At 41.5% G+C, this 17,038-nt stretch carries 12 protein-coding genes, 1 tRNA gene and 2 pseudogenes; 8 read left to right on the top strand and 7 right to left on the bottom strand.

From position 1 onward, the window contains the following. Positions 1-146: 146 nt before the first annotated feature. Positions 147-1,001, top strand: a complete 855-nt coding sequence (locus FD723_RS02420; protein WP_179063937.1) for an HIT family protein — start codon at positions 147-149, stop codon at positions 999-1,001. Between the two features lie 106 nt (positions 1,002-1,107). On the opposite strand, the gene FD723_RS02415 is transcribed toward FD723_RS02420, so the two are convergent. Beyond that, positions 1,108-1,890 (bottom strand): Uma2 family endonuclease, encoded by a 783-nt coding sequence (locus FD723_RS02415; protein WP_179063936.1) that lies wholly within the window; start codon positions 1,888-1,890, stop codon positions 1,108-1,110. A gap of 281 nt (positions 1,891-2,171) precedes the next feature. On the opposite strand from FD723_RS02415, the gene serA reads away from it, so the two are divergent. Further along, positions 2,172-3,752 carry a phosphoglycerate dehydrogenase gene (gene serA / locus FD723_RS02410; protein WP_179063935.1) on the top strand — a complete coding sequence of 527 codons (1,581 nt, stop codon included), beginning with the start codon at positions 2,172-2,174 and terminating at the stop codon, positions 3,750-3,752. 122 nt (positions 3,753-3,874) lie between these two features. Continuing rightward, positions 3,875-4,795, top strand: a complete 921-nt coding sequence (gene prmA / locus FD723_RS02405; RefSeq protein ID WP_179063934.1) for a 50S ribosomal protein L11 methyltransferase — start codon at positions 3,875-3,877, stop codon at positions 4,793-4,795. A 169-nt stretch (positions 4,796-4,964) separates the two neighbouring features. Here prmA and ftsH read toward each other — a convergent pair whose 3' ends face one another. Beyond that, a complete protein-coding gene (ftsH, locus tag FD723_RS02400) occupies positions 4,965-6,854 on the bottom strand; it encodes an ATP-dependent zinc metalloprotease FtsH (RefSeq protein WP_179063933.1) in 1,890 nt (629 codons plus the stop codon). A 459-nt stretch (positions 6,855-7,313) separates the two neighbouring features. Between ftsH and FD723_RS42050 the strand changes: the two genes are divergently transcribed. Then, a complete protein-coding gene (locus tag FD723_RS42050) occupies positions 7,314-8,501 on the top strand; it encodes a transposase (RefSeq protein WP_218651764.1) in 1,188 nt (395 codons plus the stop codon). 353 nt (positions 8,502-8,854) lie between these two features. Continuing rightward, on the top strand, positions 8,855-9,037 hold the full coding sequence (locus FD723_RS02390; RefSeq protein ID WP_179063932.1) for a CsbD family protein: 183 nt from the start codon (positions 8,855-8,857) through the stop codon (positions 9,035-9,037). A 682-nt stretch (positions 9,038-9,719) separates the two neighbouring features. Here the strand turns inward: FD723_RS02390 and FD723_RS02385 are convergent. The 5 genes from FD723_RS02385 to FD723_RS02365 form a co-directional block, all read right to left on the bottom strand. Beyond that, entirely contained in the window at positions 9,720-10,517 is a 798-nt protein-coding gene (locus FD723_RS02385; RefSeq protein ID WP_179068999.1) for a WecB/TagA/CpsF family glycosyltransferase, read from the bottom strand. Positions 10,518-11,297: 780 nt separating this feature from the next. After that, a tRNA-Leu gene (locus tag FD723_RS02380) sits at positions 11,298-11,381 on the bottom strand. Positions 11,382-11,470: 89 nt separating this feature from the next. Beyond that, complete coding sequence (locus tag FD723_RS02375) at positions 11,471-12,613, bottom strand: alpha-hydroxy acid oxidase (RefSeq protein WP_179063931.1); 1,143 nt, start codon at positions 12,611-12,613, stop codon at positions 11,471-11,473. A 214-nt stretch (positions 12,614-12,827) separates the two neighbouring features. Next, positions 12,828-13,052 carry a hypothetical protein gene (locus FD723_RS42355; RefSeq protein WP_256875026.1) on the bottom strand — a complete coding sequence of 75 codons (225 nt, stop codon included), beginning with the start codon at positions 13,050-13,052 and terminating at the stop codon, positions 12,828-12,830. A gap of 480 nt (positions 13,053-13,532) precedes the next feature. Beyond that, complete coding sequence (locus FD723_RS02365) at positions 13,533-14,411, bottom strand: M48 family metallopeptidase (protein WP_179063930.1); 879 nt, start codon at positions 14,409-14,411, stop codon at positions 13,533-13,535. A gap of 313 nt (positions 14,412-14,724) precedes the next feature. Here FD723_RS02365 and FD723_RS02360 point away from each other — a divergent pair, with 313 nt between their 5' ends. The 3 genes and pseudogenes from FD723_RS02360 to cas12k form a co-directional block, all read left to right on the top strand. Continuing rightward, positions 14,725-15,129, top strand: a complete 405-nt coding sequence (locus FD723_RS02360; protein ID WP_179063929.1) for a hypothetical protein — start codon at positions 14,725-14,727, stop codon at positions 15,127-15,129. A 189-nt stretch (positions 15,130-15,318) separates the two neighbouring features. After that, positions 15,319-15,869 (top strand): annotated as a pseudogene (locus tag FD723_RS02355) (transposase); the annotation flags it as partial. After that, positions 15,861-17,024 (top strand): annotated as a pseudogene (gene cas12k, locus FD723_RS42350) (type V CRISPR-associated protein Cas12k); the annotation flags it as partial. The pseudogenes FD723_RS02355 and cas12k, both read left to right, overlap by 9 nt. Positions 17,025-17,038: the final 14 nt, after the last annotated feature.

Raw genomic sequence — 17,038 nt, 5'->3', positions numbered from 1 at the left:
TGGCTACGCCTACGCGATTATAGCTTGTGAACTATTTACTCGACACTGATACCTGTTTTCACCTTAACAATTATCATCTGCGATCGCATAACCTCAACGGGTGCTGGGAATAATAAATTTGGGATATCTGCACCAAAATTCATTCCATGAAACAGCAAAAAAATCAATTCAGTCATTTGACTGCAATCGAAAGAAGTTATCTGTCATTTCCTGCACAGTTTTTATTAAATCAAAACCTGTTACAAGGCAAAATACTAGACTTTGGTTGTGGCTTTGGGAATGATGTTAAAATATTGCGCCAAAAAGGTTATGATATTACAGGTTACGACCCTTATTATTTTCCAGAATATCCTGATAATAAGTTCGATACAATAATTTGCGTTTATGTTTTAAATGTTTTATTTACTGAAGAACAAACTAATGTTCTCATGGAAGTATCACACCTATTAAAACCAGGAGGTAAAGCTTATTATGCTGTAAGGCGGGATCTCAAAAAAGAAGGTTTTCGAGAACATTATGTTCACAAAAAACCTACCTATCAGTGTATTGTCAAACTTCCCTTCCCATCGGTTTGTTTAGATGAACGTCGGGAATTATATGAATATATCCATTATAATCATCAGCGAAATTCATCCAATTATTGTATATTCTGTAATCCCCATAAAACTCTCAAACTATTAACTGAATCAGCAACCGCCTATGCTATTTTTGATGGCTATCCCATCAGTAAAGGTCATGTTCTGATTATTCCCAAACGTCATGTTAGCAATTATCTTGAACTGCCATTAAAGGAGCAATCTGCTTGCTGGCTTATGGTGAACAAAGTGCAAGAAATTCTCCAAACAGAATTTGAACCTGATGGTTTGAATATAGGAATGAACATCAATCGAGCCGCAGGTCAAAATATTATGCACGCTAGTATTCATATCATCCCTCGTTATAAAGGTGATACTGTTTCTAGGAAAAGTGGAATCAGGAACGTTATTCCTAAAAAGCAATAGTTTTTTACTGATAGCTTCCAGTAACAAAGCTTGATTTATGCATTTGCCATAAATCTAAAAAACTCAGTTTTTTGAGTCTTGTTGAAAATATTGCAAAATATTTCAGTTAACCCAGATTGTCTGGATCTATTCCCAGCGCTCTTAATTGTTCAGTCAATTGTTGCACCCGTTGTTCTGCTTGTTGAGCGCGTTGTGTCTCTTGTTGAGCAAGTTGTTCTGCTTGTTGAGCAAGTTGTTCTGCTTGTTGAGCGCGTTGTATCTCTTGTTGAGCAAGTTGTGCTGCTTGTTTTACTTGTTCTGCGGGCGTGAGATATCGTTGTCCTTGCTCATCATACCAATACATCCATTCTCGTGTTACACCACAATAATTTCCCCTTTCGCAACCAATTCCTAAGCCAATTTCTGGTAGCCAAACTGGGTTTCCCTCTTGCAATTCATACTTACCATTAACTAACTTATGTACTTCTAGATGTGGTTTACGGCGGCGACGAGAGGAATAAATTACGTAATAAAGTACACCTAAAGCCTCATATTCAGCCAATTTAGTAGTGTATTCCTTACGATAATTTTGGGATACTACTTCTAGGACGAAAATCGGTACAACATTTTCATCCCACAGCACATAACTAGGACGTAGTTCCTCATCATAAAAACGCTCTACCCCTAAGCTCAAAAACCCATCTGGGACAATTGGCGGTTTATCTGGGTGATAATAAATACCCATATCTATGGCAAACAACCAGTCCATACGTTCTGCCCAAAGTATCAGCAGGATAGCTTTAAGCAAGCCCGGTATCAATTCTTGCAGTTCGTTATCCACAGGTGTTTCATCAGAGTCCGGTAGTTCCTCGGCTGAGGGCAAGTACCTTGGCAAGTTGTACTCTAACATGGGTGGTTTCCACAAAACTCAAAGGATATTTGGCTCACCAGAATTATAGCGATTTCTGAGCTAGTACTTGGTCAGCTAGTTTTGAGAGTTTGTAGTCAGTAATAAAAATACTTAGCAGGCATTAGCCACCGGAAGCAACTCATGCTTTGATACCACGACCATATAGTGTAAGTTAAAGTTAAGTCGATATTCAAATGAATAATTTTTGCTGAATTGCGACAGATAAAGACTAAACTAAAAAGTCTTGTGCAGCAAAACCTGTAGCTTTAAATGAAATAATCATGTCTAAGGTTCTTGTCTCCGATTCTATTGACCAAGCTGGAATTGATATTCTTTCGCAAGTTGCGACTGTTGATGTCAAACTAGGTCTAAAACCAGCGGAACTGATCGAAATTATTGGTGAGTATGACGCGCTGATGATTCGCTCTAGTACACGCGTCACTCAAGAAATCATTGATGCCGGCACTCAGCTAAAAATCATCGGTCGTGCTGGCGTGGGGGTGGATAATGTAGATGTTCCCGCTGCCACACGCCGGGGAATTGTGGTAGTCAATTCTCCAGAGGGAAATACAATTGCCGCTGCCGAACACGCACTAGCAATGATTTTAGCTTTATCTCGCCACATCCCCGATGCTAATGCTTCGGTGAAACGCGGTGCTTGGGATCGCAATAGCTTTGTCGGCGCGGAAGTCTACAAAAAAACTCTCGGCGTTGTCGGTTTGGGCAAAATTGGCTCCCATGTTGCGGCTGTAGCTAAGACAATGGGGATGAAACTCCTAGCTTACGACCCTTTTATTTCTACAGACCGAGCAGAACAAATTGGCTGTCAGTTGGTGGAGTTGGATTTACTCTTCCAGCAAGCAGACTATATCACCCTCCACATCCCCAAAACCCCAGAAACCACCCACTTAATCAATGCCACAACCTTGGCAAAGATGAAACCCACAGCCCGGATTATCAACTGCGCTCGTGGTGGGATCATTGATGAAGTAGCTTTAGCAGCAGCTCTGAAAGCTGGTAAAATCGGTGGTGCAGCCTTGGATGTGTTCGAGTCAGAACCGCTTGGTGAATCTGAGTTGCGATCGCTAGGCAAAGAAGTTATCCTCACCCCCCACTTGGGAGCCTCTACCGCAGAAGCTCAAGTGAATGTGGCCATTGATGTTGCCGAACAAATTCGCGATGTACTTTTAGGACTACCAGCGCGTTCAGCCGTCAACATCCCCGGACTCGGCCCCGACGTTTTGGAAGAACTCAAACCCTACATGCAGCTAGCAGAAACCCTCGGTAATCTGGTAGGACAGCTAGCTGGCGGACGGGTGGAAGTACTTAATATTCGACTGCAAGGCGAACTCGCAACCAACAAAAGTCAGCCTTTAATCGTCGCTGCCCTGAAAGGACTACTTTACCAAGCTTTGCGGGAACGAGTAAATTACGTAAATGCCAGCATAGAAGCCAAAGAACGCGGAATTCGGGTAATTGAAACCCGCGATGCTTCCATTCGAGACTATGCCGGCACACTACATTTAGAAGCTACGGGTACTTTAGGTACTCATTCGGTAACAGGCGCTTTGTTGGGTGAGCGAGAAATCCACCTCACCGACGTTGACGGTTTCCCGATTAACGTCCCACCCAGCAAATATATGTTGTTTACTCTGCACCGCGATATGCCAGGGATTATCGGCAAACTTGGTTCCCTACTCGGCAGTTTTAATGTGAATATTGCCAGTATGCAGGTAGGTCGTAAAATCGTCCGTGGCGATGCGGTAATGGCTCTGAGCATAGATGACCCTTTACCAGAGGGTATTTTGGATGAAATTATCAAAGTCCCTGGTATTCGGGACGCGTATACGGTAACTCTCTAATTTTGGATTTTGGATTTTGGATTTTGGATTGGTAATGGCTAATTGCTCATTGTTTTTCCCATTGGTCATTAACCATTACCTACTCCCCAATCTAAAATCTAAAATCTAAAATCTAAAATTGTATGGCAAACACCTGGTGGGAACTACAGATTTTATGTGAGCCAGACCTAGAAGATTCGATCTTTTGGCGACTGGAAGATTTTGGCTGTCGTGGTACAGCTAGCGAAAATAAAGGAAACTCATCTTTAGTTAGGGCTTATCTGCCGACAATTCAAACAGAGCTACTAGATTTGGCAGCACTATCGCTGTGGCTGCGTCAAGATGCCCTCTGTGTAGGAGTTTCATCTCCCTCACTACAATGGCAGTTGATTGATGAGGAAGATTGGGCGACTAGCTGGAAACAATATTGGCATCCGCAAGAAATAGGCGATCGCTTCTTGATTAACCCCGCGTGGCTACCACTACCAGAAACAACCGAACGGTTAGTAATTCGTCTCGATCCTGGTGTAGCATTTGGTACAGGTAACCATGCTACAACTCAGTTATGTTTGGAATCTCTGGAAATGCGGCTGAGTGGCGTTCCTCAGTCTTTTGTGGGTAGTAGTGGCAAACATGAACATCTAGTAATTGCGGATATTGGCTGTGGTTCTGGTATCCTTTCTATTGGAGCGCTGCTATTGGGTGCAGAGAAAGTCTATGCAGTAGATAATGACCCTTTGGCGGTGCAATCAACCTTTAGTAATGGTGCCCTGAATGACATTAGCCCAGAACGTTTACTACCAGCATTGGGAAGTGTAGACGTTTTGACAAAATTAATTGCAAGTCCGGTGGATGGTATCGTCTGCAATATTTTGGCTCATGTAATTATTGAATTGATACCAGAAATGAGTGCGATCGCTAAACCTGAAACTTGGGCGATCTTCAGTGGTATTTTGCTGGAACAATCTAAAGCTGTTGCTGATGCCTTAGAACAAAATGGTTGGGTTGTCGCTACCCTCTGGAAACGAAAAGAATGGTGTTGCTTGAATGTACGGCGTTCTTAAGCCAGTCCACACTCCCCACGTCCCTTGGATTTCTCACTTGTGAGAAATCCAGGTAAAGTCGATGGACTATTGCTTTTGCCTATTCCTTAATAGACATCTGGTGAAATTAAATATGCGTTATCCAAAACCCTTGTAGAGACGTAGCAGTGCTACGTCTCTACTATTATTTCTAATGAGGTACAGCCAATTGTTCATCGGCTACCTGAACATGATCGGCTACAATTTTACGGAATAAATCGCCTTCAATTGTTTCTTGTTCAGCTAGCAAATCTACTAAACGCTCCAAAACTATGCGGTTTTCTTGCAACAGTTCTTTGGCCTTGATGTAAGAATTGCTGACAATTTCGCGTACTTGTGAATCGATTTTGGCGGCAATTTCTTCAGAATAGTCTGATTTATTCATCCAGTCGCGTCCTAAAAATACCTCTGCACTCTGATTTTCTAATGACAATGGGCCTAATTCTGACATCCCGAAGCGTGTCACCATCTGCCGCGCCATCCCTGTCACATGTTGCAAGTCATTGCTAGCACCCGTGGTCACTTCTGGCTTCCCAAAAACGATTTCCTCGGCGGCGCGACCACCCAAAGTAGCAGTAATCCTGGATTTAAGTTGAGAACGGGAAATTAACCCCTGTTCTTCGTTGGGAGTAAACCAAGTTAATCCCAGTGCTTGTCCCCGTGGGATTAATGTCACTTTCTGCACAGGATCGTGGTCTTTAAGCAATGTGCCCACTAAAGCGTGTCCAACTTCATGATAGGCAATCAAGCGCTTGCTCTTGCTGTCTACTAAGGCAGTACCTTCCATACCTGCAACAACTCGGTCTACAGCCGCATCAATTTCTAAAATGGTGACAGCTTCTTTGCGTCTTCTCGCGGTGAGAATGGCGGCTTCGTTAAGTAAGTTGGCTAAGTCTGCGCCAGTAAAACCAGGAGTGCGGCGAGCGATCGCTTCTAATGATACGCTAGGATCGATTTTCTTGTTCCGAGCGTGGACTTTCAAAATTTCTAGTCGCCCTTTCAGGTCGGGTGGATCGACCATCACTTGTCTGTCAAAGCGTCCTGGTCTGAGTAACGCTGTATCTAAAACATCTGGGCGGTTTGTGGCAGCAATAATAATGATGCCTGTGTTCCCTTCAAAACCATCCATTTCGGTGAGCAGTTGATTGAGGGTTTGTTCGCGCTCATCGTTACCACCACCAATACCAGCGCCCCGTTGTCTACCTACTGCGTCAATTTCATCGATAAATATTAGGCAAGGGGCATTCTCTTTAGCTTTCTTGAAGAGGTCGCGCACACGAGACGCACCCACACCAACGAACATTTCTACAAATTCCGAACCGGAAATACTGAAGAATGGGACACCCGCTTCCCCAGCGATCGCTTTTGCTAGTAAAGTTTTGCCAGTACCGGGAGGACCAATTAACAGCACTCCTTTGGGAATCCGTGCGCCTACAGCGGTAAATCTTTCTGGCTGTTTCAGGAAAGTAACAACTTCTTCGAGTTCCTCTTTAGCTTCTTCAACCCCAGCAACATCTTCAAATTTCACTCCAGTTTTTGCCTCCATTTGGAAGCGGGCTTTGGATTTGCCGAAATTCATCGCTTGGCTAGAAGCATTCGTAGAGCGTCGCAGGAACAATAGCATTAAAGCCACCAGTGGCAAAATCCACATCAAATTAATCAACAGTCCAACAGCAGCTCGACTATTAGCAGAGGAAACCTCACCAAAATCAACGTTCTTCTCTTTGAGAATGTTAATTAACTCTGTATTTTGCGCCAAAAGTCTCACCTGTTGCGCTGGTGCATCATCCTTTTGCCCTTTGAGATACACCCTTGCTAGCTGTTCGGTTTCGTCAAGCTCTACTTTTTGGATTTCTCCCGCCTTCGCTTTTTTGATCAAGTCGCCATAGCTTAGAGAGGTGGTTTCTGTTTTTTGTGCCATGACAGGAGTACTAGCGAAAATTCCTGGCAACATAATCAAACTAGCAGCGATTGCACCAACCCAAGCAACCCGCTTTGATGACTGCCTTTTTACCAATGCTTTTTTTCCCAAATTTGTCATAATAATTACCCTTTGTCTGCTGGCACAAGTTGAGCTATGGTTTATGCCTATTCTTCTATCAAAAATTGTAATAACTGGAAATTACACTTTTCTTATCTAGTCTAACTTCCACACAAAACCATTCCCAATTTTTTGCCGATTATTCCATAAAGTTGAGCAACCTGGATCGTTATCTAGATTTATTCAGCTTTAAGGGACTTCCAAATAAAAAATATACTATCGTTTTGGCGGCAGGGGGCAGAGGGGAAAGAAAATCGTCTTGATTTGGTTAAATTGGATAATTTATTTCTTGGAAGTTCCTAATAGTAGACATTGCAAAGAGGCAGAGGGGAAAAACTTTCTGCAACTTCTCCCCTGCTCCCCTGCTCCCTCTGACAGGTGTAGGTTTTTTACGTGGGTATGAGTATTCACTGCTGAAAGGGAGAGAATGAAACTAGAAACTAGGGATGTATTCTCAAAATGCTGAACAACAAACATCTCAAACAGTGGTCATGCATAGTTTCCGAGCGGATGCCTAACTTGTCAATACCACAGGCCATAGGTTTGGCAACATGGAGCTTTGGTATGGTAGTGACAAAATCAAGTAGTCTAACCCAGGTATCTGAGTTCATTGGAGCAGTGAATAATGAAAAACCAAACACAGTCAGGCAAAGACTAAAAGAATGGTATCAGGAGGAAAAAGCCAAAAAAGGGGATAAACGGAGAACACTGGATGTGAGCAGATGCTTTGCATCATTGTTGTTGTGGGTGATTAGTTTACTGCCACAAAATATTCAGCAAATAGCACTGGCAATGGATGCTACGAGTATTGGTGATAAATTTATAGTGCTATCCATTAATATTTTACTGGCAGGATGTGGAATTCCAGTAGCATGGTGTATTGTCAATGCCACTGAACCAGGAAGTTGGAAACCACATTGGCAAAAATTAATCACAGACCTCAAAGATACGATTCCACCAGACCAGAAGGTAATTGTCGCTGCTGACCGGGGATTGTATGCCGATTGGCTCTATTCTCTGATAGTTGCTGCTTGGCATCCTTTTTTACGTATTAACCACCAAGGAACTTATCGTTTACCACATCAGAATCAATGGCAACCATTGGCTGATATTGTTGCCAGTCCAGGATTATTCTGGTCGGGTCAAATAGTCTGCTTCAAAACTAACCCCCTGGAATGCACGTTGTTAGCTCGTTGGGATTTTGGTTATCAAGACCCTTGGTTGATTTTGACTGACCTAGAACCTATGTCTGCTGACGCTATTTGGTATGGTTTACGCCCCTCCACTGAATGTGTTTATCGTGATCTTAAATCTGATGGTTGGCAGTGGCACAATACTCGTCTGCTTGACCCACAACGTGCTGAACGCTTGTGGTTAGCCATCGCTGTCTCTACTCTCTGGATGGTCATGCTTGGTGGAGAAGCGGAAAACCAATTTCCTCCCTCCCACATTGATCAGTTTCCCCAGCGACACGTTGCTAAATCCAAACCCATCGATCTCAAATCACCACGTCGGCTTTCTTGTTTTTTTCTGGGTTTTATCACCCTCATTGCTGATTTACTCAAGGGTTTGTCCATTCATCTTCATCGTTGGAGTTCTTTTCCTCCTACTCCTGTCGATAGCTTTTATTACTCCAACTCCTCCTAGTTGTAAAAAACCTACACCTGTCAGGGCCTACCCTCCGGGTTCTCTAAAGGAGTAGGTTTGTGTAGCTGCGATTTCTAATCGCCTGGTATATTTGCTTGTTCTATGTCTTTGAGCATAGATAACTAAACTTTTGTGGCTTTAATTTACATTCAGATCATAACTAGGATGCTTACTATAATTACTTTTCTTCATTCTTCATTCTTAATTTTTAATTTTTAATTATTTAATATGCCTTGTGGTGGAAGGCTTTAGCAAAAACTTTAAGCTACTGTGTAAAAGTAATCACAAAGAATTTATTTCAAAGTGATTTATACAGCTTTGAAATGAACTTTCCATTAAATCAGGAGTACAAAATGAGCATTGAAGATCGCGCAAAAGCTGCTGCTAAGAATGTTGAAGGTAAAGCCCAAGAAGCATTAGGAAATATCACTGGAGATCCAGAAGATAAAGCAAAGGGTAAAGCAAAGCAAGCTGAAAGCGAAGTACGTCATGGGATTGAAGACGTGAAAGATAGTGTCAAGAAAAATATTGACTAAGAATTCATAATTTTTTTGCTGAAACTCTAGGAATATAAATGGGGTGGATTCCATTTTTGCAGAAAAATATGAGTTGTTTGAGAACCAAGCAAAACTCTTTTGATATTCCCTGAGCAAGGGTTAGAAAATAGAGTACTAGCTTGATTGGCAGAATTTTTGTAGAGACGTTATTAATTACGTCTCTACACTTTCCAAACATTTTTAAATTTAAAGTTAGTTATGCTCGACAAGATACAAGATACCCGACTTCTTCAGGAAGTCGGGTATCTGAGCTTTTTGGTGTTGTGCTCTAAAGTATCACTACCAATACTTTTCGGGTTTTGGGAGAAAGGGGAAGGGGTAAAGGTAAATTCAAACCCTTACCCCTTCCCCTTTAACCTTTCCCCAGATCAAAAGAGAGATTGTTGGGTTTATCCGAAAAGTATTGGTATCACTACTAGAAGAGTTGTTAAAAAAAATTGCTAAATGTTTGTGTAGCGTCTGTCTGCGACACGCTACGCGAACGCAGAGAAGGAAGTCTTATTATTTATAAAATAGGAGCTAAAAATTAAAAATAAAGGTGATGCTAGGCTTAAAGCACAAAATTCTGCGATCGCAATTCCCTCTGCATCTAAAATATGCCTCACTTGATAATGGCTTAAGGTCTATTCTTCGTAACCAGCAACACACAATTTATTTTGCTTCACTCCCCAGTTTCATGAAGGAAGACTGCTGCAATCCGACTTGATGATAGTAGTTGCTTAGTAGCCAGCCATATAAAGAGCGGAATAGTCTTAGCATAGCGACTGAAAAGGCGGCGTGGTTCTTGAATACATCGATACAGCCATTCAAGCCCTAAGTCTCTAACTATGCGGGGTGCCCGCTTGTAAATTCCTGCATAAACAGGGAAAACTCCACCCAGTCCAATCATTACAGCTTGTATCTTGCCCTTATGTTGAGCTATCCAATTTTCTTGTTTAGGACATCCCAGAGACACTAAGACGGCACTAGCACCACTAGAATTAATCTTTTTCACCAAAGCTTCATCTTCAGTTTCAGTCAAGGGACGAAAAGGTAGAGGTTCCATCGCCGCAATCTTCACCTGCGGAAATTCCTGCTCTAATCTTTTTCGCATCTTAGAAAGAATTTCTGTTTGGGAACCTAACAAGAAAATACTAATATTTTGTGTTTGAGTTAGCTGACACAATGCTAAGAAAATATCCATCCCTGCTACTCGGTCTTGGTAAATAGCTCCCATTTTCCGCATCATCCATACCAGAGGCATACCATCAGGAGTAACTATATCTGCATTTCGTAATATGGTAGCAAACTCTGGATTCCAATGAGCTTCAATGAGCATGTGTACATTTGCTACATATACACTTTTACTCTCACGCTTACTCGCCCACTTCAGTATTGTTTGTATCTGGTCGTCAAAGCGTAAAGCAGTAATAGAAAAATCAAGCACTTTTTTAGTAGGTAGAAGCACTCTCGCCACAATCAATAACTCCTGTGTCCAAGAACAAAATCCATAGATTACATAGACCATTCCGAATATTGAATAATTCGCATCGGATGACTCCTGACTTTTTGTAGGCTTGTGTCATCGTTGGAAATTAACACATGGAGATGCAATTGCCTTCTTAGTATACTTTTGACTCAATCGGTAATATTGTAATTATTTCCTTCTGTGTCCTAGCTTACTGTTTTAAGTTAGGGATTTTAGACGTAGTGTGACAAAATTCATACTTCCTTCATAATTAATTTTTGATTTGTTCATACAAGCATTATAATTGCAATAAATTTCTACAGATATGTATTTTATTTGGTAATATTTACTACACAGAATGCTTGCGTCTCCAAGCAAAATGCCAGCCAACTCTAACGATTTTGATACGTAAGTATGCGCTTAAGAGGTTTAATTTAAATTTAGTATATTTTAAACAATGTAAAATAATTTTTTCTTATAGATTTCCAAATCTATGACAGATTTAATTTAGTCTCTATGTTAAAAATCCCTTTCCTAAATTTTATTTTTTTCCTAGATAAAAGCCCAAAAAATAAGGGGAAGATAAACTTATCTCCCCCTGTTCTCTCGTTTTTGTTATTGTCTGGTTTGTTACTTTCTTTAAGTCTTTGCCGTAGCATTTGCCTTTGTTTTTTGAGTTGCCGCTTTCTGGCAGAACCGCCTCTACCTTTATCATTCCTACCTTCTTTCCGGGGAGATTCCCATCTTTTCAGGCGCATAAGTTTTTTAACCTCTTTAGCACTTGCTTGGTAGTGGGCAGGAGGAGAATCGAACTCCTATGACCGTAAGGCCGCCACATTTTGAGTGTGGTGCGTCTACCAATTCCGCCACCCGCCCTTATATCTAACCTTAATTAGTATACACTAATTAAGTGATTTTGTAGCAAGTCTAAAAATTATTTCTCAAGTTTTGCTGGAATAACAGTTTTAATAATTTTCCCGCTTAAGACTTGGCAGGGTCAATAAACTAGGGTCGATATCCTGTAGTTTGGCACAGCCGCTAAGTGCCATTCCCACATTTAACTCATCTTGCAGCAATGAGATGATATGAGATACGCCGATTTGTCCTGCTACCGCTAGTCCCCACAAAATAGGTCGTCCGATTAGTACTGCTTTTGCCCCTAATGCTAGAGCTTTAAGAATGTCTGTACCCCTACGAATGCCTCCATCTAACAGCACTTCTACATTATCATCTACTGCTGCTACTATTTCAGCTAGGGCATCTAAAGAAGCGATCGCACCATCAAGTTGTCTACCGCCATGATTAGAAACAACAATTGCTTTGGCTCCGTATTCCACAGCCCGCACAGCATCATCTCCCCGTAAAACTCCTTTGATGACTAGGGGTAACGGAGACAAGGACTGTAACCATTCCAAATCGTGCCAAGTGACTGCTGGATTTAGCTGTTGGGCAAAATAGGTAAATAACCCAGATTCGCCTTTTTCATGGGAAATATCTAGTCCTGAAATGGTGGCAAGATTAGCCAGATGTAAGTCTTGGGGTAAAGCAAACTCATTACGTCTATCTCTCTCGCGCTGTCCGAGAACGGGTGCATCTACAGTTAGACAAAGTGCTTTGTAGCCTGCTTTATAGGCTTTTTCTACCAAAGCACGAGTCAACCCCCGGTCTTTATGAATGTAAAGCTGGAACCATCGCAGAGAATCTGGAAACTGATTACATGCAGTCGCCACTTCTTCAATGCTCTTTGTTGCCATTGTACTTAACACCATGCCTACACCAGCTGATGCAGCAGCTAGGGCTGTGGCAACTTCTCCGTCTGGATGGGCTAGACATTGAAAAGCCATCGGCGCAATTAACAAAGGTAGTTGCAGGGATTGTCCTAAAATGGAGGTAGTTAGATTGCGATCGCTCACATCGACTAATATCCGAGGTCGCAGCTTGACTCGCTCAAAGGCAGCACGATTATCTCGCAATGTGATTTCGTCCCAAGCGCCACTGCTATAGTAATCAAGTGTCGTTTGAGGCAGACGCTCTTTTGCTAGCTTTTCGTACTCAAATAGGTTGATGGGTTGAAAGCGATCGTCGTTGGTGGAAAAGTAGGTAGACATTGTTAAATGTAAGCAGAACTTTTGTTCGTAGTCAGCGATTTATTGCTCTGCATAAAATTTTAAATGCCTAGAGTCACTTTCTACGAGCTTTAATTTAATTAAGCCCTTCTGCTTACAATGTTCATGGTAGTCGCTGTGAGTTCATAAATGTGATGTTTTTTAATCTGAAATTTATTAGTCAAATGGAAAACCTAGTATTTCTGACTGAATTATTCTAAAGGAATCTATTTAGTAATTCGTCTCTGGACAATTGCAGCAATAAAGGAGTAAATTCTTCTGGAGATAATACCAATAAAGGTTCAATGATTACTCTGAGTTCTGCATCCAAAAAACCAAAGCGAACTCGCAATAAATTTTCTATAACATTACGACGTTCTGCTTGAATTCCTTCTTGTTTAACTTTTGCTAGTTTTTGCTCGTAAATAGGTGATAAGCGCATAATTAAATCTCTGTCCTCCTCATCTATATTTTGATTGAATTCTAAGGTAGTCTTTAAATTCAATTTGCCGATTCGAGTGAAGGAACAAAATAAACATCAATCTCTCGGATTTCCGCCGGAACTTTCCGACTTGTTTCAACTTAACCCAATGGTTGTAACAATTCTTTAAGATAGTCTTTTGCGAACTGGTCGTAGGGAAACCTGTTCATTAGCTGATTTTTTGGCTGTACCAATATTTTATCTGAGTGCGTAGACACATACTTCCAGAACAGCTTGTTGCCAGATATCACATTTGTAATGCCTCAAGATTACTGCTAAATATTCTGCATTTCTGGTGAAAAAGAATTGTTTTGACATAGCATTGCTACGTCAAAACAAGGATTCTGGATAATGCATATTTAATTTCTGGAAATGTCTATTGGATCAGGAAAATCTCGTTTTCCCCTCTACAAAGTATAAAAGTGATTGCAATTAGTAACTCTACCAATTGCGCCATCCGCCTTTGGGTGCAACTTCATTATTACTAGACTTCAGTCCGTGAGTTTGCAAAAGAGTTTGATATTCTGTGGTGCTTGCCCAGCGGTCAATTTCTCGTGCCCGTAGCACTGGCACTGGATGGGTTAATTGCGCTGTACGGGCGGTTTTGACCATTTCACCTAGTTCGGTCTTGCTAATATCATCGTAAGCGCGGGCTTGAGCAACAAAGGCATCGAGATTCAGTTGTGGCGCTAAGGTGGGGGAACCACCTGCCAACTTCATCAACACTGACATGACAACTTTGGGATCTTGGGTTGCTAGTAATGCGGCGCGATCGCAGGTAAACTCAGCACAACGTACCCATTCTAAAAGTTGCACCTGTATGGCTTGGGCAACAAAAGTACCGACGTTGGGCACAATCGCCGCAGCTAATATTAATAAATTTACAGGAGTCAAGTAAACACTATGGTCGCACTTGAGATGTCCCAGTTCGTGGGCAATTACTGCCTGTATTTCCTCTGGTGTGAGCATATCAATCAGGGAAGTATGTAGCACAACAAAGGGCTGCTTACTCCGCATAGCAAAGGTATAGGCGTTGGGAGCCGGATGTTGCCGGACGTATAACTGGGGAGGATCTATGTCTAGGATTTTACAAGCATCTAACAACAATTTGTATAAATCGGGCAGTTGCTTTTCACCCACCAGAACACTGGAGGCAATATTTTCCACATAGAAAACCTGCTCTGCCATTGGCCCGAGCCAATTTCGCACTAACATATCTATGCCTGGTATCTGCTTGAGCGCTCTGGTAGCTTCCAGGTCTAATGGATGACGAAATGAGTCAGCTTTTAAACCAATCAGCGGGGTTTTGAAGAAGGACATAGTGCAACAAGCTATAAAAAACACAACTTATGGAATCTGGCTGGATAGATAAACAGCCTCCCACAGTTAGTATAACGATTTCAGTGGGGGGTTTCCTTTCATGCATACTCGTAACTTTTGGTATCACCCCTTTGCTGCATATGCCTACCGAGCAAACTCTGTCTTTTAGTGTTCGTTGCAGTTAATCTTGATTGGACACACTAATTTACCCTCGGAAAATTCAATGCGCTTTGGTTTTTTTACTTTATGTGTTCTTGCACTAGCGACAACTTCTGAGCACGCTGCTCAGTCTCCCAAGATCCCAGCACTGGTGATGACCAGCCCGAATTCAGCTGAGGCCAACTACGAAGATAAATGCAGCAACGGCAGCAACCTTGACCAGTTTAATCGCGATCGGTTTCTTAAACTTATGCTTGCTGATAAAAAATCAAAGCTATCTCAACTGAAAGTAGCTCTCCTCAATGAAATTAAACGAAGTGGTGATGAGCCACGAGGCGAGGGTGTCCATATTGGTGAATGGAATCAAACCTTCCATGACCGAAGTGGTTGTGGCACAAACACTAACAGTTACTCAGCATTTGTTGTCACCGTAACTGGTGGAAATGCAAACCATACGCTCGTGAAATACCTGGTAACAATTGATGACGACGATAACGCAGGCAAAAGAACCCTCAAAATCCGCGACATCCGTCCAATTAACCTACGAAATGATAACTGATACCAATTCAATTAATGATCAATACCTTAGCCAAAATAAGAGTATGAATTCGGAGGGATGATGTAATAGAGTTATTGTCTTCGGATAAATTTCCTAGCAGGGGTGCGATCGCAAAGTTTGAAGAGATAGGGTTGCCGTAGTAGAGTTATTGTCTCTCACAACGACAACTCAAAACCCACTCTCCAGCCGATGCTAGACATTTTATCACTCCTGCAATGCTTGCTACCACAGATCAAGGCTACGACAATGCGCCGAATGAACCAGATAATTCTGGCAATGTTAGCAATGAGCGGCCGAGTCACTATGCCCTTGAATGTCTCGTTGGGCAGGGATTGGTGGTAGTTATCGAACAATCTTATGGATTAGATAGGTTCTTTTCAAGCCTAGTCAGTAAATCGATATCAGGATTATCTTTCTTTGTATTATCATTAGTGAGCGTTGAACAGAGGCAGTCCTTTCCGATTCAGATAGAACAGGTAATAAAGAAAGATAATCAAACAAATAGTACATCGACAATCGAAAAACCAAACAAAAAATAAAAACGTGGGCGTGGGCGATCAAAAGGAAGCAAAAACAAAAATAAAAAGGAAGTGATATTCACATCTGAATTAATGCTAATTCCGAAAATGATTAATTCACTATTCAAGTTATTAGCTAACTTTATTCCCTTAACATACTTGAAAATGCTCAAAAGCGATTTAGAACTCGAACAAGAAAGTCAATGTAGCTTAAATGTAATTCGTACTAAAGCCACCGAAATTCTTACCAAATTTACCTCCCAGTCCGAGCAGAATAGCAACCAGAAAAAAGGCAAAAACACTAAAAAATCTCCAAAGTCCAAAAAATCTTCACTTTTCCAAATTCTCTTAAACACTTACGGAGCAACACAAGACCCTCTTACTTGTTGCGCTCTCGCATATCTGCTCAAAAATAAGTGTAAAATCAATGAACTCGACGAACACCCAGAAGAATTTACTAGAAATAGACGCAAAAAGGAAATAGAAATTGAGCGATTAAAAGACCAACTTCAAAGTCGCATACCTAAAGGTAGAGATTTGACAGGAGAAGAGTGGTTAAAAACTTTAGAAATTGCTACAGCTAATGTAGCTCAAAATGAAAAAGAGGCAAAAGCTTGGCAAGCAGCACTTTTAAGAAAAACTGCTGATGTCTCCTTTCCTGTGGCTTACGAATCTAACGAAGATATGACATGATTAAAAAATGACAAAGGTCGTCTCTTTGTTCGGTTCAATGGCTTGGGAAAACTCACCTTTGAGATTTACTGTGATAAGCGTCATGTGCAGTACTTTCAACGCTTTTTAGAGGATCAAGAAATTAAACGCAATAGTAAAAACCAACATTCAAGCAGTTTGTTTACTCTACGTTCAGGGAGGCTTGCTTGGTTCCCAGGTGAGGGAAAAGGTAAAGTCTGGAAAGTAAATCAGCTGTATCTTTACTGCTCTTTAGATACTCGGATGTGGACTACTGAAGGAACTCAACAGGTAGTTGAAGAGAAAGTCACCACAATTACCAAAACTTTAACAAAGGTAAAACAGAAAGCTAACCTCAAAGATAAACAGCAAGCTTTTATCACTCGTCAGCAATCCACGCTAGATCGAATCAATAACCCTTTCCCTCGTCCGAGCAAGCCTAATTATCAAGGTCAACCCTCAATCCTAGTTGGCGTTAGTTTTGGTCTAGAAAAGCCAGTCACAGTAGCGGTGGTAGATGTTGTTAAAAATGAAGTTCTAGCTTATCGCAGCGTCAAACAACTACTTGGTGAAAACTACAATCTTCTCAATCGTCAGCGACAACAACAGCAACGCCTATCTCACGAACGACACAAAGCTCAGAAACAGAATGCGCCAAACTCCTTTGGTGAATCAGAGTTAGGGTAATACATAGATAGATT

It is taken from the genome of Nostoc sp. C052 (assembly GCF_013393905.1).
GTDB lineage: Bacteria > Cyanobacteriota > Cyanobacteriia > Cyanobacteriales > Nostocaceae > Nostoc.
This window is presented reverse-complemented; position numbering and strand designations above follow the sequence as displayed.